We start from the raw sequence: 17,264 nt of genomic DNA on the forward strand, positions 1-17,264 counted from the left end.
CCTTTTTTCTCAGAAAATATTAATGAAGTTACTCCAAATATTGGAGCTGGATTATATTTTTACAAACCAAGTAAGTTTTATATATCTGCCTCTATGCCTAACATTTTAAATTCTGTGCATTTAGATGCAAATGGCTTTAAAATAGGATCAGAAACGCAACACTTTTTTGGAGCAGCAGGATACGTATTTGATTTATCAGAAAACTTTAAGCTAAAGCCACACGCTTTAGCTAAAGTTGCTTTTGATGCACCAGTAAGTTTTGATGTTAACTTAAACTTATTTATGTATGACTTTGTAGAAGTAGGAGCAGGTTACCGCTTAGACGACTCTTTTAGTGGTATGGTCAACTTTTTAGTAGCACCTAATTTAAGAATAGGTTATGCGTATGACAGTATCCAATCACAATTAGATGTTGTAACCAACTCATCACACGAGATTTTTATCAACTTTGATATTAATCTTCCAAGAAAAGTATCACGTTCACCACGTTATTTCTAATCATAAGCTAACCAATACAATGAAAAAAATACAACTATTTATATTCGCGATATTACTAAGCAGTACCAGTGTGTTTGCTCAAAGTGATGCGACAAAAAAAGCCGATAAACATTTTGCTAAATTTCAATTTGTTGATGCTATTGAAGCTTATAACAAGCTAATTGAAAAAGGAGAAGGTAACGCTTACATATATTCTAGATTAGCAGAGGCTAATTATAACATTTTTAGTACAGTAGAATCTGAAAAATGGTATGCTAAGGCACTTGAAGCAGGCGCTTCTGAGCCAGAAATGCTATTTAAATATTCTGAAATGTTAAAAGCTAATGGTAAGTACGAAGCTTCTAATGTACAAATGGATAAATTTGCATCTATGCGTCCAGCAGATGATCGTGCTGTTATGTACAAAGCTAATCCAGAGTATTTATCAAAAATTTTAGATAAAGGTAAAAAGTTTAATGTACAAAGTTTAGACCTTAACAGTAATATGTCTGATTTTGGAGGTACACTTCAAGATGGTAAACTTTATATTACGTCTTCTAGAAATGCAAGCAGAAAAAACTATGGTTGGAATGAAGAGCCTTTCTTAGATATCTATGAATATACTGTTGCAGAAGATGGAAGTTACCAAGCAGAAAACTTATTAGATGGTAAAATTAATACTAAATACCACGAAGGTATTGTAAGTTTTACACCAGATGGTAAAACAATGTTTTTCTCTAGAGAAAGTTTCTTTGAAAACATCTACGAAAAAGACAGCTTGTCTAACACTAAATATAGTGTCTTACACTTATTTAAAGCTAAAAAAGGTAGTAATGGTTTCTCTGAAGTAGAAGCATTACCTATTAATAGCCAAAATTATTCTATTAAAAACCCAACAATAAGCCAAGATGGTTCTATAATTTATTTTGCAAGTGATATGCCAGGTGGATTTGGAAAGTTTGATATCTACAAAGCTACTTTAGACGCTAACGGAAATGTTGGTACACCTGTAAATATGGGACAAAAAGTTAATACAGAAGGACAAGAAATGTTTCCTTATGTAAGTAGTAATAACACCCTTTATTTTTCTTCAACAGGTCATTTAGGTCTTGGAGGTATGGATGTATTTTATACAAAAGAGATTGATGGAAAGTTAGCTCCAATACGTAATGTTGGAATACCAATTAATAGTAATGGTGATGATTTTGCTTTTAGAATGAACGAAGAAACTGGAGAAGGTTTTGTGTCTTCAAATCGTGAAGGAGGAAAAGGAAGTGATGATATTTATGCTATCAAAAAATTACAACCATTATGTGATGTATTAATAGTAGGTACGGTTTTAGATGAAAAAACAGGTAAGCCAGTTTCAGGTGCATTAACAACATTAGTAGATGCAAATGGTAACGTTTTAGCATCTAAACCAGCTAATACTGATGGTAAAGTGGAGTATATTGTTGAGTGTGATACACCTACAGAATTAAAAGTTACAATGGAAGGTTATGAAAGTAATAAAGTAGCTGTTAAAGGAAGTAACGAAGAAGAAGTTGCTGTTACAGTTAACTTAAAACCAATTGAAGAGATTATTACTCCAGAACAAGTGGTGCTTAATCCAATATACTTTGATTTTGATAAATCTAATATTACTGCACGTGCTGCTTTTGAATTAGATAACTTAGTTCAAGTTATGAACAAGTATCCTGATATGGTAATACAAGCTACTTCTCACACAGATTTTAGAGGGTCTAAGCAGTACAACCAAGGATTATCTGAAAGACGTGCACAAACGACTATACAGTATGTGATCTCTAAAGGAATTGATGCTAGCAGAATTAGTGCTTCAGGACGTGGAGAAACAGAACCAGCAGTGGACTGTAAGCCATGTACAGATCAAGAACATGAACTTAATAGAAGAAGTCAATTTTTTATTACAAGTGGAGGTCCTAAAAAGTAATCTATACAATTAACAACCAAATTACAAACCATAAAAAAGCCTTACTTTAAGTAAGGCTTTTTTTTATTCTTATGTGTGTAATTAAGGACTGATATTTAAATATATTATACATTAAATAATGTTAAATGGATTTTATTTTTGATGTTTAATAGACTAAATATTAAGCATAAAAAAAGCCTTACATAGTAAGGCTTTTTGTTATTTAATTTGATTACCATCTTTGTCAACAAAATGATATTCAAGGTATGTGTAAGCATCTCTTGGTTGTATTTTAACCCATTTTTTGTGTTCAAAAAACCATTTTGAACGAATAGATGGAAAACCTTTTGTTAAAAAGGCTGCTATAAAAGGATGTGTGTTTAAGGTCACCTTTTTATAGTCTTTTTTAAATATTTGTTCTATGTCGTGAGTTATTTTAGGCACAATGTTAATTGGTGCTTCGACTTCTTCTCCATTAAAACTGTTAGGATTTTCCTCTCTGGTTTTAATATTCATTTCTGGTCTTACTCTTTGACGTGTAATTTGAATCAATCCAAACTTACTAGGAGGTAATATTTTGTGTTTGGCACGATCATCTTTCATTTCGTCACGAAGATGATTGTAAAGTTTTTTTCTATGTTCAGCAGTATTTAAGTCTATAAAGTCTATCACAATAATTCCACCCATATCACGTAATCTTAACTGACGTGCTACTTCTGTAGCAGAGATTAAGTTTACTTCAAGAGCTGTGTCTTCTTGCGAGTTTGATTTGTTAGATCTATTACCACTATTTACATCAATGACGTGAAGCGCTTCAGTATGCTCGATAACAAGGTATGCACCTTTAGCCATAGAGACCGTCTTACCAAAAGCAGTTTTAATTTGTCTTTCAATTCCAAATTTTTCAAAAATAGGAATGTTAGACTGATGTAATTTAACTATTGATTCTTTTTTTGGTGCGTATTGTTGCACGTAATCTTTAACTTGAGCATGTAAAGCTTCATCATCTACATGAATACCTGTAAACGTGTCGTTAAAAATATCTCTTAATATAGAAGAGGCTTTATTTAACTCACCCAATACTTTGGTAGGATGATTTGCTTTATGCAATTTTTTACACATTGCTGTCCAACGACTAAGCAAATTTTGTAAATCTTTATCTAGTTCGGCTACTTTTTTGCCTTCTGCTACTGTTCGTACAATAACTCCAAAACCAGGTGGAGTAATACTCCTTACTAAGCGTTTTAAGCGTTCTTTTTCTTCTTTACTCTCTATCTTTTGTGAAATAGAAATTCGATCAGAAAAAGGTACTAAAACAATGTATCTACCTGCTATGGATAGCTCTGAGCTAATCCTTGGGCCTTTAGTAGATATTGGTTCTTTAACTATTTGTACTAAAATAGACTGATTTGATTTTAAGACGTCAGTAATCTTTCCGTCTTTATCAATATCTTTTTCAAATGGGTAATCCTTTAAAGAAAAATCTTTTAGTTTACCTGTGCTTACACTTTTTGTGAATTTTAAAAGAGAGGACATTTTTGGTCCTAAATCATGATAATGCAAAAATGCATCTTTCTCATAACCAACATTGACAAATGCTGCATTTAGTCCTGGAACAGCTTTTCTTATTTTGGCGATAAACACATCACCAACCGCAAAGTTGTTCCCATCTTCCTCTTTATGTAATTCAACTAATTTTCCATCTTTTAATAAGGCAAAATCAACAGCTTCTGGACTAGATCTAATAATTAATTCTTTATCCATTTAAGGTTAATTTTTATCCATACAACTAGGTATAGATGGATTATACAATATATCTTACCTTTTTTTTAAAAATAAAAAAAGGTAAGATAATCACAGGATTTTTTAAATCCGTTTGAGTTTAAAAATACGCAAGGTTTTACATATTTATATTAAACTCTATTTTCAAAGAACGATAATTTTAATAAACCAAAAAAGTAGTTATATAAACTACTTTTTGGTACTATTTCTTCTTCTTGTGACGATTAGCGCGTCTACGTTTTTTACGCTTATGCGTTGCAACCTTGTGTCTTTTACGTTTCTTACCACTTGGCATAGGGTTAATGTTTTTAAATTAATAATTCGTTTATAATATTTTTTACTTTACGTCTACGTTAGTTTTTACACCCTCTACAAATACTTTTGCAGGTTTAAACGCTGGTATGTTATGAGCAGGAATCTTGATAGTCGTATTTTTTGAAATATTTCTTCCTGTTTTTTCTGCTCTTGTTTTAATGATAAAGCTACCAAATCCTCTAAGGTAAACATTATCACCACCTTCTAAAGATGTTTTAACTTCTTCCATAAAAGTCTCCACAGTTGCCTGAACATCTCCTTTTTCTATTCCTAATTTTTCAGAAATCTTTGTTACTAAATCAGCTTTAGTCATTTTCTTTTCTTGTTTGCGTTATTAATTTTTCTAAGGGTTGGCAAATATAGGCATTTAATATTCAATATTTCAAACCTAATTCATTAAAATTTAATGCGATAAACTTTACTTTTGCTTTTCTTACTTTTTTCTAATAAATGAACTTTGCAAAACAATTAATTAATTGGTACACAGATAATAAACGAGATTTACCTTGGCGTAATACCACAAACCCTTATTATATTTGGCTTTCCGAAATCATTTTACAGCAAACACAAGTAGTACAAGGTCTTCCATATTACAACGCTTTTACCACTAATTTTCCAACTGTTTTTGACTTAGCTAACGCAGATGAGCAGGATGTGTTAAAGTTATGGCAAGGACTAGGCTATTATTCTAGAGCTAGAAATTTACATGCTTCAGCTAAATATATAGTAAATGAATTAGATGGACGCTTTCCGGACACTTTTAATGAAATTATTAAACTTAAAGGTGTAGGAGATTATACTGCAAGTGCGATTGCTTCTATTTGTTTTAATCACGTTACTGCAGTTGTAGATGGTAATGTGTATAGAGCATTGTCTAGGATTTATGGTATTTATACACCTATAAATACAGGTAAGGGGTTTAAAGAGTTTAAAGCATTAGCTCAACAATTAATTGATAAAAAAGAACCTGCAACTTTTAACCAAGCTATAATGGAGTTTGGAGCAAGATTATGTAAGCCCAAAAATCCAGATTGTGACAATTGCCCATTTAACACAAAATGTATCGCATTATCTAAAGCTGTAATTACGGATTTACCAGTTAAAATTAAAAGTGCTAAGGTTACCAAAAAGTATTATAACTTTATTGTTATCCTTTCTAAAGACGGTAATACAATACTAGAACAACGTACAGGAAATGGTATTTGGCAAAACTTGTATCAATTTCCTTTACTTGAAACAGATAAAGACACTTCTTTTTCTGAAATTGTAAAACAAATTAAACTTATTAATTACCTAAAGGACCAATCTATTGAGGTGTCATTGTATAATGAAAAAGCAGTGATCCATAAATTATCGCATCAACATTTGTATACCAAATTTTGGATTGTAACGTTAGATAGCGCCTTGCCAAAAGGTATAGCATTAGATAAAATTACGGATTATCCAGTGCCTATTTTGATAGGGAATTTTATCGAAAAATTTAATTTTTAAATCATTACACGCAGTGCTTCAATATTTTTTATTAAATTTATTTACATTGAAGCTTAAAGCTGTAATTTTGTATTAGAATAAAAACACAATTTATGTCAGGAACATTAAATAAAGTTATGCTAATTGGGCATTTAGGAGACGAAGTTAAAATGCACTACTTTGAAGGAGGTGGTTGTGTTGGACGTTTTCCTTTAGCGACTAACGAGACCTACGTTAGTAAGCAAACTAACGAGCGCGTAACAAATACAGATTGGCATAATATTGTAGTGCGTAATAAAGCTGCAGAAATTTGTGAGAAATATTTAACAAAAGGTGATAAGGTTTATGTTGAAGGTCGTATAAAAACTAGAAAATGGCAAGACGAATCTGGAATTGATCGTTATAGTACAGAGATTCAAGTGTCTGACTTTACCTTTTTAAGTACCAAGCGTGATCCTGAAGCAGCACCAACAACACCAGCTGCACAACAACAAGCACCAAAACCTGATACTCAAAAACAAACACCTTCTGCTTCTAGCGAAGATGATCTACCGTTTTAATAAGTGATTATGGACCCTGAACCCTCGAGTTTTTTAGCATTAGTAATTTCTGACAACATTAATATTGTACTAGGTTTTGTACTGTTAATTGTATTATTGATATGTTCTGCAATGATTTCTGGAGCAGAAGTCGCTTTGTTTTCATTAACTAAATCAGATCTTGAAGACGAAGCATTACAAGGTAAAAAGCAGATTCAAATAATTTCAAAGCTATTAATTCGTCCTAAAAAATTATTGGCAACCATTTTAGTAGCTAATAATTTTATAAATATTGGTATTGTAATACTATTTGCTTTTTTAGGGAACTATTTGTTTTCAGGTATAAACTCTGCATTAGTTAAGTTTATAGTAGAAGTAGTAGTCATTACTTTTTTAATTTTATTGTTTGGAGAAATTTTACCTAAGATTTATGCCAGTCGTAACAATCTAAAATTTGCGACATTTATGGCTTATCCACTACGTGTCTTAGATGTGTTGTTTTCGCCTTTAAGTTTACCAATGCGAAGTATAACTTTGACAATTCATAATAGATTAGGAAAACAAAAATCTAATATAAGTGTCGATCAATTGTCACAAGCTTTAGAGTTAACTAGCGAGCATGACACTACTAAAGAAGAACAAAAAATACTACAAGGGATTGTAAGTTTTGGTAATACAGACACCAAACAAGTTATGCAACCTCGTATTGATGTTTTTGCATTAAATGTAGAGCAGCCTTACAGCGAGATTATCCCAGAAATTATTGAAAACGGTTATTCTAGAATACCTGTTTATAAGGATAGTATGGATAATATTGTGGGTGTGCTTTACGTTAAAGATTTGCTGCCTTATATTGATAAACAAACTTTTGATTGGACTACATTATTAAGAGCGCCATTTTTTGTACCAGAAAACAAAAAATTAGATGATTTAATGGCAGAGTTCCAAGAGAAAAAAGTGCATCTTGCTGTTGTAGTGGACGAGTATGGAGGGACTTCTGGATTAGTGTCATTAGAAGATATTATTGAAGAGATTGTAGGAGATATTAGTGACGAGTTTGATGACGAAGACTTAGTGTTTTCAAAGCTTGATGATAAAAATTATGCTTTTGAAGGTAAAACAGCATTAAAAGATTTTTATAAAATTATTAAGTTAGAAAACGATACAATTTTTGAAGATAATAAAGGTGAAGCTGAGACTATTGCTGGTTTTATTCTAGAAAATTCTGGAGGTTTTCCTAAACGAAACAGTAAAATACATTTTGAAAACTATGTGTTTACCATTGAAGCACTAGACAAAAAACGTATCAAACGAGTTAAAGTCACTTTACCATAAATAATAAAATATAGGCATATCACTATTGCTGTAGTAATTATACCATGAGACAATTAATAATTATTCTTTTAACTTTTGTAACATTAACAAGTTGTGGTAGCGACCCAATACCAAAGCCCAAAGGTTATCTTAGATTAGAGTATCCTCAGGCAGATTATAAAACGTATAATCAAGATTTGCCTTTTGCTTTTGACAGAAATATGCTAAGTGATACCATAATATATAAGCCTTTACAAGATGATGTAAAAAGTTTTGGACTTAACATAGAGTATAAAAAATTAAAAGGAACCATTTACCTTACTTATAAAGCAATAGATGGACAAGAGCGTTTAATAAAATACCTTAAAAATGCTCAAAATTTTACACAAGAACACACAAAAAAAGCAGATGCAATTGAAGAGGTGGTTTGGGAAAATCCTGTAAATAAAGTGTACGGAATGTTTTATGAAGTTGGAGGTAATGCAGCATCACAATCTCAGTTTTACATTACAGATAGTATAAACCACTTTTTAACTGGATCTTTATACTTTTATGCTAAGCCCAACTACGATTCTATTTTACCAGCAGCTAATTATCTTCAAAAAGATATAAAACGAATAATGGAAAGTGTAGAGTGGAAGTAAATTGTTTTCTGGATAAATATTATAACAGAAACATCTAAAATTTGAAACAAAAAAAGCCTTGAGAAATCAAGGCTTTTTTTTGTGATAATGTTTGATTGTTACGCTTTTTTAGCTTCAGCACAACATGCTTTTTTACAGTCTTTAGCACAAGCCATTTTTTCTGCTTCTGTTTTATTAGCACATTTTTTCTTGCATTCTGCTGTTTTTGCTGCACAGTCTGCACAATCTTTTTTAGTGCAATCTGCTTTGCACTTCATTGTGCATTCTTTTTTTGCAGTAGAAAAAGCATCTACAGTATGCATGTCTTTTACTTTATACGTGTCTGCTACACTTGTAACTGTAGTTTCTAATGATGCAGGAGTAACTAACGCTTCGTCATATTCTACCATAGCTAATTCGCGATCAAAATCTACAGTTGCAGATTTTACACCTTCCATTTTAGCCATTTTTTTCTCAATTGTTTTTGCACAACCCATTGCACAAGTCATACCTTCAATTTTAAATTCAGCTTTAGCTAACTTAGCATTTGGATTAATTTCTGCTTTTTTTGTTACTTCTGTAGTTTCTGTAGCATTAGGAGCTGTTTTAACTTCTGGCTCAGCTTCGTTTTTGCAACTAAAAGTAACTGCTGCTATAGCAATTAGTACTAGTATATGTTTAAATGATTTCATTTTAATAAGATTTTATTATTGTGTTATAGATACAAAACTACTAAATATTATGCTTTATTGCTTTTTATATTGGATTTTTGTAACGTAAAATTTGGCTATGCAAAATAACAATACTACAAAATGGGTGTATTTACTTGTTTTGTCACTTATTTGGGGAACGTCTTTTATTTTAATTAAGAAGGCGCTATTGGGTTTAAATGCTTATCAACTAGGAGCTTTACGAACATTAATTACTGGATTGTTTTTATTTATTGCTGGTTATAAAAAGATAAGCCTGATAAAAAAAACAGATTGGAAATGGATAGCAATCTCGGGTTTTTTAGGGTCATTTATTCCTGCTTTTTTCTTTGCAATTGCCGAAACCCAAATAGATAGCGCTGTTGTATCTGTGTTAAATAGCTTGGTGCCTTTAAACACGGTTTTAATTGGTGCTGCTGTATTTAAAATAGCAAGTACTACTAAGCAGGTTGTTGGTGTTATTATTGGCTTTATTGGTACGTCTATATTAATATTAGAAGGTGCAGATTTAAATCCTAATCAAAATTATTGGTATGCTGGATTTGTTATCGCTTCAACAGTTATGTATGCTATTAACGTTAACATAATAAAACGTTACTTGCAAGAGGTTAAACCTTTAGCAATAGCAGTAGGTAATTATGTTGTTATTTTTATACCAGCTTTAATCGTTTTGGTATTTGCAGGTTTTTTTAATCTTGAAAATTTTAGTAACCCTGATTTTAACAATGCTATTGGATACGTTGTGATTTTATCCTTTTTTGGTACAGCTTTGGCTAAGGTGTTATTTAATACTTTAGTCCAAATGTCCACTCCTGTTTTTGCATCTTCAGTTACTTATATCATGCCTATTGTTGCTTTAATTTGGGGACTATTGGATGGAGAAAGTTTTAGTGTTACCCAAATTATTGGAACTTTAATTATTTTGATTGGAGTTTATTTGGCTAATAGAAAAACAAAAAAAATCCGAAACCTTTAAGTTTCGGATTTTTAATTGATATGTATTAACTATTATTTAAAATCTGCTTCAGTAACTTCTTCGTTTACTTTTACATTTTTAAAATTCATTGAAATAGTTTGAGGACCAGCTATAATAGTTTGTCCGTAAGGAAATTTAACTCCGTTTACTTCAGAATAGTTATCGTATTTGATTGTAGTTGTAACTTCTTGGTCTTGTGCTTTAGAAGTACTTTCTACTTGACTTAGTAATCCTGTTTCAACATTGTAAAATCTGTAAGATGCTTTGTCGTTAGACATAACTTTTACTTTAAAGTTGTCTTTACCATCTATATCGACAATGCTTTCTAGGGTTACGTTAGCTAAATCAAATTTAGTTTCTGCAAATAATCCTAAGTCAGACTTTTTCTCATTGATTTCATCTTCAGAAAATGGCATTTTTTGACCTTGTTGTTCTCTGTAGCCTGTTGTGCCATCCCATTTTTGTTTCATTAAAGTTCCCATACCTTCTGCTGTCATCTCCATAGATTCTTTATTAGGATTTGTCATTGTTTTAGCTTCAACTTTTAATGCAATTGGAACACCTTCAATGGTAACATCTCCATTCATTTTTACAGTGTTTACTTTAGCAATATTTGCAGCACCACCAATAGCTGTTATGTATTTGTCTAAAACAGATTTAGCTGTTACTCCGTCAGGAATTGGTTTAGAAAATTCTGGTTTTGCAACTGGATTTGCAAACTTGTCAAAATACTTAATTGGGACTCCTGTTTTTTCTAATCCAGGAATAACATCGCTACCTTTTCCAACTATAATTATTCTAGCGTTTTCTGGCTTAAAGTATTTGTTGGCCACACGTTGTACATCTGCAATAGTTACAGCATTAATTTTAGATAAATATGTTTTGTAAAAATCGCTAGGAAGTTTATTTAATTTAATGCTTAGTGCATATCTAGCAATTGTTTGAGGACTTTCTAGAGCAAGAACAAAATCTCCAACATACTTAGCTTTAGCATTTGCTAATGCTTCAGCAGTAACAGGTTCGTTTTTAATTCTTTTAATTTCTTTTAAAGTCTCAATTACTGTACTATCTGTAACCATGTTTCTAACAGCAGTGCTTGCAGTAAATCTTGAAGCACCATAACGTGATGTACCAATGCTAGATCTTGCACCATAAGTCCAACCGTTAGCTTCACGTAAATTCATGTTTAGGTAGCTGTTAAAACCTCCACCTAATATTTTGTTTGCAATTAATACTGCATGATAATCAGGATTGTTCATCTCTAACTCAACATTGTTAGTTAAAGTAACATTTGATTGCACAGCATTTGGCATGTCCACAAAGTTAATTTGCGTGCTAGCTATATTAGGGTTTGGTTTAACTAGATTGGTTGTAAAATCAATTCCTTTATCCCATTTTTTAAAGTATTTTTTTACTTGCTTTTCTACAGTTCTAAAATCTACATCTCCAACAATAACTAAGTAAGCATTATTTGGGTTAAAATATTTTTGGTAGAAAGCTCTAACGTTATCTAATGAGATATTGTTTACAGTTTCTTCTGTTAAAAATTCACCATAAGGATGTTTAGTACCATAAGATAATGCGCTACCAACACGATCTGCTACTGCTTCAACGCTTTTTTCGTTGTTTTTTAATCCTTCTAAAAGACGTTCTTTTTCTTTATCAAATTCTTCTTGAGAAAATAAAGGATTCATTGCTGCATCTGCCATTAATTCTAAAATACGATCAGAGTATTTTGATAATCCACTAGCAAAAGCACCATCAGAGCTAAACCCAAGTCTAGCGCCTAAAAAATCTATTTCTTCGTTAAAAACATCTTTACTAATATTTGTTGTACCATTTCCTAACATAGCTCCTAACATTGCAGATACACCTGCTTTGTCTCCTTCTGTAATTGGTTGGTTGTCTATTGTTAAAGAGTATGATACTCTTGGTAGTTTGTGGTTTTCAACAACTAAAACTTTAAGTCCATTTTTTAGTTCAAATTCCCCAGGTACTTCTAATGTAATAGTTGGAGCTGGACCTGCTTTTGGTTGCTTAGATCTATCAAGTTGTGCCGAAGCAGAAATTGATATAAATAATACCGCTAATAAGGCTGTTATTTTTGTTTTCATATCTATTGAAATTTCTTTTTTTATTTATCGTCTTTCTTAGGAAGGTATTCTAAAACAACACGTTGGTTAGGATTTAGATACTTTTTAGCTACAGCTTGAATATCTTCTCTTGTAGCTGTTCTATAAATATCTATTTCAGAATTTATTAAATCTGTGTTGCCGTATAACATATAGTTTGTTGCTAATGAAGCTGCAATACCTTGTACGCTAGAGTTAGAGTTTACAAATTGGTTTTCAAATTTATTTTGAAGTTTTTGAAAATCTTTTTCAGATATTAATTCAGTTTGTAATTTTACTACCTCTTCATCCATTTCTGAAAGCAAAGTTTCTAAAGAGGTTTCACCTAATGGTAAACCATAAATAGCATAGATGCTATAGTCTTTTTGAGGAATGTTAATTGCTCCAGCTTGTAATGCCATTTTTTGGTCATCAACAAGTTTTTTGTAAAGTTTAGAGGTTTTACCGTCACTTAAATATGTAGAAATCATATTTAAAATGTAAGAGTCACGCTCAGCAAAACCAGGTGTTCTGTATCCTGTGATTATTGCAGGAATTTGAATGTTAGGATCATAAAATTTAGCTTCTAAAGCTTCTGTAATTGGATCTTCCTTTTGGAAATTTCTAACAGGAACTTCTCCGCTTGGGATGTCTTCAAAATATAATTTGGCTAATCTTTTAGCTTCGGTAACATCAATATCTCCTGCAATAACTAAAGCAGCATTGTTTGGTGTATACCATTTTTTAAAGTAAGCCTGAAACTCTTCTAAAGTAGAATCATCTAAATCAGACATTTCTCCAATATTCTTGTTTTTGTAAGGGTGTTTTGAAAATAAATTGTCGCTTACAGCAAATAAAAATTGTCCGTAAGGTGAGTTGTCGTAACGTAATCTTTTTTCTTCCTTAACAACTTCATTTTGTGTGTCTACACCAACTTGGTCAATTACTGGATGTAGCATACGCTCTGACTCCATCCACAATCCTAATTCAAGGTTGTTAGACGGAAAAACTTCATAATAATAAGTTCTATCTAATGATGTGTTAGCATTATTGCTTCCACCATTAGAGGATACAATTTTAAACCATTCTCCACGATCAATGTTTTGAGTTCCTTCAAATAAAAGGTGCTCAAAAAAGTGAGCAAAACCTGTTCTTAGTCCTGTTTCAGGAGCACCTCCTAAATCTTTACCACCTACGTCGTACATAACGCCTACAGTTACTACTGGTGCAGAATTGTCTTGATGTAAGATAACGTGTAAGCCATTATCTAAATCAAACTCTTCGTAATTAACTTCTTGTGCTGTAGCGGTAAAACCAGCTAAAAGCAAAGCAGCTAATGAGAATAAACTTTTTTTCATGATTTGATTATTTAATTTATCAGTTTAAGTATTAGTATACTATTGTAGGTTTTTGTTACAACAGTTTTAACAAAAATAGCAATCCAACTATGTTTTAATGTCTAATTTGTTGAAAATTAACATCAAATTATAAAAAAATCATTTCATTTTCACGAAATTTAAAAGGATTATTAACCAATAACCATAAATTATCATGAAAAATATTTCCCTTCCAATAAGATTTGGGTTAGTAATAAGTGCATGTTTAATTGCCTTTTTTTTAATCTTAGCTCTTTTTAATTTACATACCAATCCGTTTTTTAGTTTATTTAATGGTGTTATAACAGGATTTGGTATTTATGAAACTATAAAGTATTATAAACTAGAACAAGCAGACAATTTTAGTTACACAGGTGGTTTTACAGTAGGTATTGTTGCAGGTTTTATAGCAGCTATTTTGTTTACTGTATTTTTTACCTTTTACGCAACAGAGGTAGATCCTGATTTTTTAATAAAATTATTAACTGTTTTTAAAAGCGATTATAATGTCCATATAGGTCTAGTAGCCTTTGTTGTTGCAATTATGGGCTTTGCTACAACGGTAGTTATAACCTTAACCTGTATGCAGCTTTTTAAAAACAGTAGAAATATGCCTCAAAATTGATAAAAGGTTTGTAGATTAATTAATTAGAAGTATATTTGCATCCGTTTTCTCAGGAAAATGAGATTATTTTATATAAACTAATTAATAAAAACGTTACGCTATGTACGCAATTGTAGAGATAGCAGGGCATCAATTTAAAGTTGAAAAAGACCAAAAAGTTTTTGTTAACCGTTTAGCAACAGAAGAAGGAGAAGCAGTGTCTTTTGACAATGTCCTTTTAATTGCAGATGGTTCTAACATTACTGTAGGCGCCCCAGCTATAGGCGGAGCACAAGTAAGTGCAAAAGTCTTAAAGCACCTTCAAGGTGATAAAGTTATTGTTTTCAAGAAGAAAAGAAGAAAAGGTTACCGTAAGAAAAACGGTCATAGACAAGCCTTAACTGAAATCGTAATTGAAAGTATAGTAGCTTCAGGAGCTAAGCCAGCAGCAAAAGCTGAAAAAGCTGCTCCAAAAAAAGAAACTAAAAAAGTAGAAGCTAAAGCTGCACCTAAAAAGGCTGCTAAAGCTACAGGAAAAGCTGACGACTTGAAAAAAGTTGAAGGTATTGGACCTAAAATTGCTGAAACATTAGTTGAAGCAGGAATCGCTACTTTTGCTGAATTAGCTAAAACTGATGCAGCAAAAATTTCTGAAATTATCGCAGGTGTACGTGGTAACCACGTAACTGACACATGGCCAGCACAAGCACAATTAGCTGCTGATGGTAAGTGGGATGAGTTAAAGAAATGGCAAGACGAATTAGATGGTGGTAAAGCTTAATTGCTTAACAACCTAAGTATAACAATTTAAAAACTTAAGATCATGGCTCACAAAAAAGGAGTTGGTAGTTCGAAGAATGGTAGAGAATCAGAATCAAAACGTTTAGGCGTTAAGATTTTTGGTGGACAAGCTGCTATTGCTGGAAACATTATCATAAGACAACGTGGTAACACTCACCATCCAGGTGAAAATGTATACCAAGGAAAAGATCATACTTTACATGCTAAAGTTGATGGTTTAGTAAAATTTACAAAGAAAAGAGACAACAAGTCTTACGTTTCTATTGAGCCTTTCCAAGCTTAATAATTTTATTAGCTAAAAAATTAAAACCCTTTCTATTTATTTAGAAAGGGTTTTTTGTTGTTTTAGTATGTCGTTTATAATTTTTAGATGATGGTTTGTATGTAAAATTAAAAAACGATTTACTCTAGTTGTGTTTACATGTCCAAATAAAGGATGATTAAAATAGGCGTTTTTATCTAAAGTGTTTATTTTATTAATATTCGATCTTGCATCTTCAATTTGAAGTACTAATGATTCTTCTGTTATTACTTTTGGTGGTTTGACATGTTTTGGTGCTTTAGCTTTTCCTCTTGGAAAAAAACCAAGTGTGAAAAATAATTTACCTAAAAAAGTAAAATTATTTAAATAAGTAGAAGGATCAGATTCTATTGATGCATTACATACGTTGTTAATTACTTTAAGGCTATGATCAATATGCCAAGCAATACTACCTTGTGATACTCTAGTATTGATAATTGTATAGTCTTTAATGTATGACTCCAATCTGTCGAGTGTGTGATTTAATTTTTCTGAATTCATAAAATTTATTTAAAAGGTAAGTTAATCATTTTTAAGGTTTATAAATAAAAAACCCAAACATGGCTGTTTGGGTTTTATTATAGAATGATTAACTGAGTAAAACTCAATATAACATTTTTAGTATCTGTAATGCTCTGGTTTGTATGGACCTTCCACTTTAACACCAATGTAATCAGCTTGGTAGTCTGCTAATTCTGTTAGCTCAACACCAATTTTTTCTAAGTGTAATTTAGCAACCTTTTCATCTAAATGCTTTGGTAACATGTATACGTCATTTTCGTATTTGTCACTGTTTTTCCAAAGTTCTATTTGTGCTAAAGTTTGGTTTGTAAATGAGTTAGACATTACAAAACTAGGGTGTCCTGTTGCGCAACCTAAGTTTACTAAACGTCCTTCGGCAAGTAAGATAATATCTTTACCATTAATGTTATATCTGTCAACTTGTGGCTTAATAGTGTCTTTAGTATGACCATAGTTTTTGTTTAACCATCCAACTTGGATTTCGTTATCAAAGTGACCAATATTAGCGACAATAACTTTGTCTTTCATGGCTTCAAAATGCTCTGCACGTACTATATCCTTGTTTCCTGTTGTTGTGATAATGATATCACTGTTTCCAACAACTGTTTCTAGTTTTTTAACTTCAAATCCGTCCATTGCAGCTTGTAAAGCACAAATTGGGTCAATCTCAGTAACTGTAACAATACTTCCTGCACCTTTAAAAGAAGCAGCAGTACCTTTACCTACATCTCCATAACCACAAACAGTAACACGTTTACCAGCTAACATAATATCTGTTGCGCGACGTATAGCATCTACTGCAGACTCTTTACAACCGTATTTGTTATCAAATTTAGATTTAGTTACAGAGTCATTTACGTTAATTGCTGGCATTGTTAGTGTACCATTTTTAACACGCTCATATAATCTGTGTACTCCTGTAGTTGTTTCTTCAGATAATCCTTTAATTCCTGCAGATAATTCTGGGTACTTATCTAACACCATGTTTGTTAAATCTCCACCATCATCTAAAATCATATTTAAAGGCTTACGGTCTTCTCCAAAAAATAAGGTTTGTTCTATACACCAATCAAACTCTTCTTCAGTCATATCCTTCCAAGCATATACTGCAGTTCCAGCTTCTGCTATTGCAGCAGCTGCTTGGTCTTGTGTAGAGAAAATGTTACAAGAACTCCAAGTAACTTCTGCACCTAAAGCTTGTAAAGTTTCTATTAAAACAGCAGTTTGGATTGTCATGTGTAAACATCCAGCAATTCGTGCTCCTTTTAAAGGCTGCTCGTTTTTGTATTCTTCACGTAAACTCATTAAACCTGGCATTTCTGCTTCGGCTAAATTAATTTCTTTTCTTCCCCAAGCCGCAAGCGACATGTCCTTTACCTTATTAGGTACGTAAGCAACATTTTTTGTACTCAT

General features: G+C 31.8%; 17 protein-coding genes. 10 read left to right on the plus strand and 7 right to left on the minus strand.

Translation table 11 applies throughout. The annotated features are described in order from the left end of the window. Positions 1 to 498 (plus strand): PorP/SprF family type IX secretion system membrane protein (locus M890_RS0108775; RefSeq protein WP_028282651.1); only part of this gene is annotated, 498 nt, incomplete at its 5' end. Positions 499 to 517: 19 nt separating this feature from the next. Further along, positions 518 to 2,428: an OmpA family protein gene (locus tag M890_RS17010; RefSeq protein WP_028283179.1), complete on the plus strand. Its 1,911-nt coding sequence runs from the start codon at positions 518 to 520 to the stop codon at positions 2,426 to 2,428. A gap of 198 nt (positions 2,429 to 2,626) precedes the next feature. Here the strand turns inward: M890_RS17010 and M890_RS0108785 are convergent, their stop codons facing one another. After that, entirely contained in the window at positions 2,627 to 4,171 is a 1,545-nt protein-coding gene (locus M890_RS0108785; protein ID WP_028283180.1) for an Rne/Rng family ribonuclease, read from the minus strand. A gap of 355 nt (positions 4,172 to 4,526) precedes the next feature. Further along, a complete protein-coding gene (locus M890_RS0108790; protein WP_028283181.1) occupies positions 4,527 to 4,817 on the minus strand; it encodes an HU family DNA-binding protein in 291 nt (96 codons plus the stop codon). Positions 4,818 to 4,954: 137 nt separating this feature from the next. Between M890_RS0108790 and mutY the strand changes: the two genes are divergently transcribed. The 4 genes from mutY to gldD all read left to right on the plus strand — a co-directional run bounded on the left by mutY (position 4,955) and on the right by gldD (position 8,471). After that, the gene (mutY, locus tag M890_RS0108795; RefSeq protein ID WP_028283182.1) at positions 4,955 to 5,995 is read left to right on the plus strand and encodes an A/G-specific adenine glycosylase; all 1,041 of its coding nucleotides are present in this window, start codon (positions 4,955 to 4,957) and stop codon (positions 5,993 to 5,995) included. 92 nt (positions 5,996 to 6,087) lie between these two features. After that, positions 6,088 to 6,534 (plus strand): single-stranded DNA-binding protein, encoded by a 447-nt coding sequence (locus M890_RS0108800; RefSeq protein WP_028283183.1) that lies wholly within the window; start codon positions 6,088 to 6,090, stop codon positions 6,532 to 6,534. A 9-nt stretch (positions 6,535 to 6,543) separates the two neighbouring features. After that, a complete protein-coding gene (locus M890_RS0108805; RefSeq protein ID WP_028283184.1) occupies positions 6,544 to 7,848 on the plus strand; it encodes a gliding motility-associated protein GldE in 1,305 nt (434 codons plus the stop codon). Positions 7,849 to 7,892: 44 nt separating this feature from the next. Continuing rightward, entirely contained in the window at positions 7,893 to 8,471 is a 579-nt protein-coding gene (gldD, locus tag M890_RS0108810) for a gliding motility lipoprotein GldD (protein WP_028283185.1), read from the plus strand. Between the two features lie 98 nt (positions 8,472 to 8,569). Here gldD and M890_RS0108815 read toward each other — a convergent pair whose 3' ends face one another. Then, a complete protein-coding gene (locus M890_RS0108815) occupies positions 8,570 to 9,142 on the minus strand; it encodes a cation transporter (protein WP_028283186.1) in 573 nt (190 codons plus the stop codon). Positions 9,143 to 9,239: 97 nt separating this feature from the next. Here M890_RS0108815 and M890_RS0108820 point away from each other — a divergent pair, with 97 nt between their 5' ends. Next, on the plus strand, positions 9,240 to 10,136 hold the full coding sequence (locus tag M890_RS0108820; protein ID WP_036597368.1) for a DMT family transporter: 897 nt from the start codon (positions 9,240 to 9,242) through the stop codon (positions 10,134 to 10,136). Positions 10,137 to 10,168: 32 nt separating this feature from the next. On the opposite strand, the gene M890_RS0108825 is transcribed toward M890_RS0108820, so the two are convergent. Together M890_RS0108825 and M890_RS0108830 are read right to left on the minus strand one after the other, a co-directional pair. Further along, positions 10,169 to 12,250 (minus strand): M16 family metallopeptidase, encoded by a 2,082-nt coding sequence (locus M890_RS0108825; RefSeq protein ID WP_028283188.1) that lies wholly within the window; start codon positions 12,248 to 12,250, stop codon positions 10,169 to 10,171. 20 nt (positions 12,251 to 12,270) lie between these two features. Continuing rightward, entirely contained in the window at positions 12,271 to 13,605 is a 1,335-nt protein-coding gene (locus tag M890_RS0108830; protein ID WP_028283189.1) for a M16 family metallopeptidase, read from the minus strand. 193 nt (positions 13,606 to 13,798) lie between these two features. Between M890_RS0108830 and M890_RS0108835 the strand changes: the two genes are divergently transcribed. The 3 genes from M890_RS0108835 (at position 13,799) to rpmA (ending at position 15,311) form a co-directional block, all read left to right on the plus strand. Continuing rightward, positions 13,799 to 14,248 (plus strand): DUF4199 domain-containing protein, encoded by a 450-nt coding sequence (locus tag M890_RS0108835; RefSeq protein ID WP_028283190.1) that lies wholly within the window; start codon positions 13,799 to 13,801, stop codon positions 14,246 to 14,248. Positions 14,249 to 14,348: 100 nt separating this feature from the next. Next, positions 14,349 to 15,008, plus strand: a complete 660-nt coding sequence (gene rplU, locus M890_RS0108840; RefSeq protein WP_028283191.1) for a 50S ribosomal protein L21 — start codon at positions 14,349 to 14,351, stop codon at positions 15,006 to 15,008. 42 nt (positions 15,009 to 15,050) lie between these two features. Continuing rightward, positions 15,051 to 15,311, plus strand: coding sequence for a 50S ribosomal protein L27 (gene rpmA / locus M890_RS0108845; RefSeq protein WP_028283192.1), 261 nt, complete (start codon positions 15,051 to 15,053; stop codon positions 15,309 to 15,311). 36 nt (positions 15,312 to 15,347) lie between these two features. Here rpmA and M890_RS0108850 read toward each other — a convergent pair whose 3' ends face one another. Together M890_RS0108850 and ahcY are read right to left on the minus strand one after the other, a co-directional pair. Then, positions 15,348 to 15,830 carry a DUF1569 domain-containing protein gene (locus M890_RS0108850; RefSeq protein ID WP_028283193.1) on the minus strand — a complete coding sequence of 161 codons (483 nt, stop codon included), beginning with the start codon at positions 15,828 to 15,830 and terminating at the stop codon, positions 15,348 to 15,350. Positions 15,831 to 15,947: 117 nt separating this feature from the next. Further along, a complete protein-coding gene (ahcY, locus tag M890_RS0108855) occupies positions 15,948 to 17,264 on the minus strand; it encodes an adenosylhomocysteinase (RefSeq protein WP_028283194.1) in 1,317 nt (438 codons plus the stop codon).

The organism is Olleya marilimosa CAM030, from assembly GCF_000518485.1.
GTDB classification, from domain to species: domain Bacteria; phylum Bacteroidota; class Bacteroidia; order Flavobacteriales; family Flavobacteriaceae; genus Olleya; species Olleya marilimosa.

Bases quoted from the DNA above. Each gene is read 5' to 3' on its own strand.
- M890_RS0108830 (WP_028283189.1), bottom strand. From the start codon at position 13,605: ATGAAAAAAAGTTTATTCTCATTAGCTGCTTTGCTTTTAGCTGGTTTT.
- M890_RS17010 (WP_028283179.1), top strand. From the start codon at position 518: ATGAAAAAAATACAACTATTTATATTCGCGATATTACTAAGCAGTACC.
- rpmA (WP_028283192.1), top strand. From the start codon at position 15,051: ATGGCTCACAAAAAAGGAGTTGGTAGTTCGAAGAATGGTAGAGAATCA.
- M890_RS0108835 (WP_028283190.1), top strand. From the start codon at position 13,799: ATGAAAAATATTTCCCTTCCAATAAGATTTGGGTTAGTAATAAGTGCA.
- M890_RS0108850 (WP_028283193.1), bottom strand. From the start codon at position 15,830: ATGAATTCAGAAAAATTAAATCACACACTCGACAGATTGGAGTCATAC.
- M890_RS0108800 (WP_028283183.1), top strand. From the start codon at position 6,088: ATGTCAGGAACATTAAATAAAGTTATGCTAATTGGGCATTTAGGAGAC.
- M890_RS0108825 (WP_028283188.1), bottom strand. From the start codon at position 12,250: ATGAAAACAAAAATAACAGCCTTATTAGCGGTATTATTTATATCAATT.
- M890_RS0108785 (WP_028283180.1), bottom strand. From the start codon at position 4,171: ATGGATAAAGAATTAATTATTAGATCTAGTCCAGAAGCTGTTGATTTT.
- M890_RS0108820 (WP_036597368.1), top strand. From the start codon at position 9,240: ATGCAAAATAACAATACTACAAAATGGGTGTATTTACTTGTTTTGTCA.
- M890_RS0108815 (WP_028283186.1), bottom strand. From the start codon at position 9,142: ATGAAATCATTTAAACATATACTAGTACTAATTGCTATAGCAGCAGTT.
- M890_RS0108790 (WP_028283181.1), bottom strand. From the start codon at position 4,817: ATGACTAAAGCTGATTTAGTAACAAAGATTTCTGAAAAATTAGGAATA.
- gldD (WP_028283185.1), top strand. From the start codon at position 7,893: ATGAGACAATTAATAATTATTCTTTTAACTTTTGTAACATTAACAAGT.
- M890_RS0108805 (WP_028283184.1), top strand. From the start codon at position 6,544: ATGGACCCTGAACCCTCGAGTTTTTTAGCATTAGTAATTTCTGACAAC.
- ahcY (WP_028283194.1), bottom strand. From the start codon at position 17,264: ATGAGTACAAAAAATGTTGCTTACGTACCTAATAAGGTAAAGGACATG.
- mutY (WP_028283182.1), top strand. From the start codon at position 4,955: ATGAACTTTGCAAAACAATTAATTAATTGGTACACAGATAATAAACGA.
- rplU (WP_028283191.1), top strand. From the start codon at position 14,349: ATGTACGCAATTGTAGAGATAGCAGGGCATCAATTTAAAGTTGAAAAA.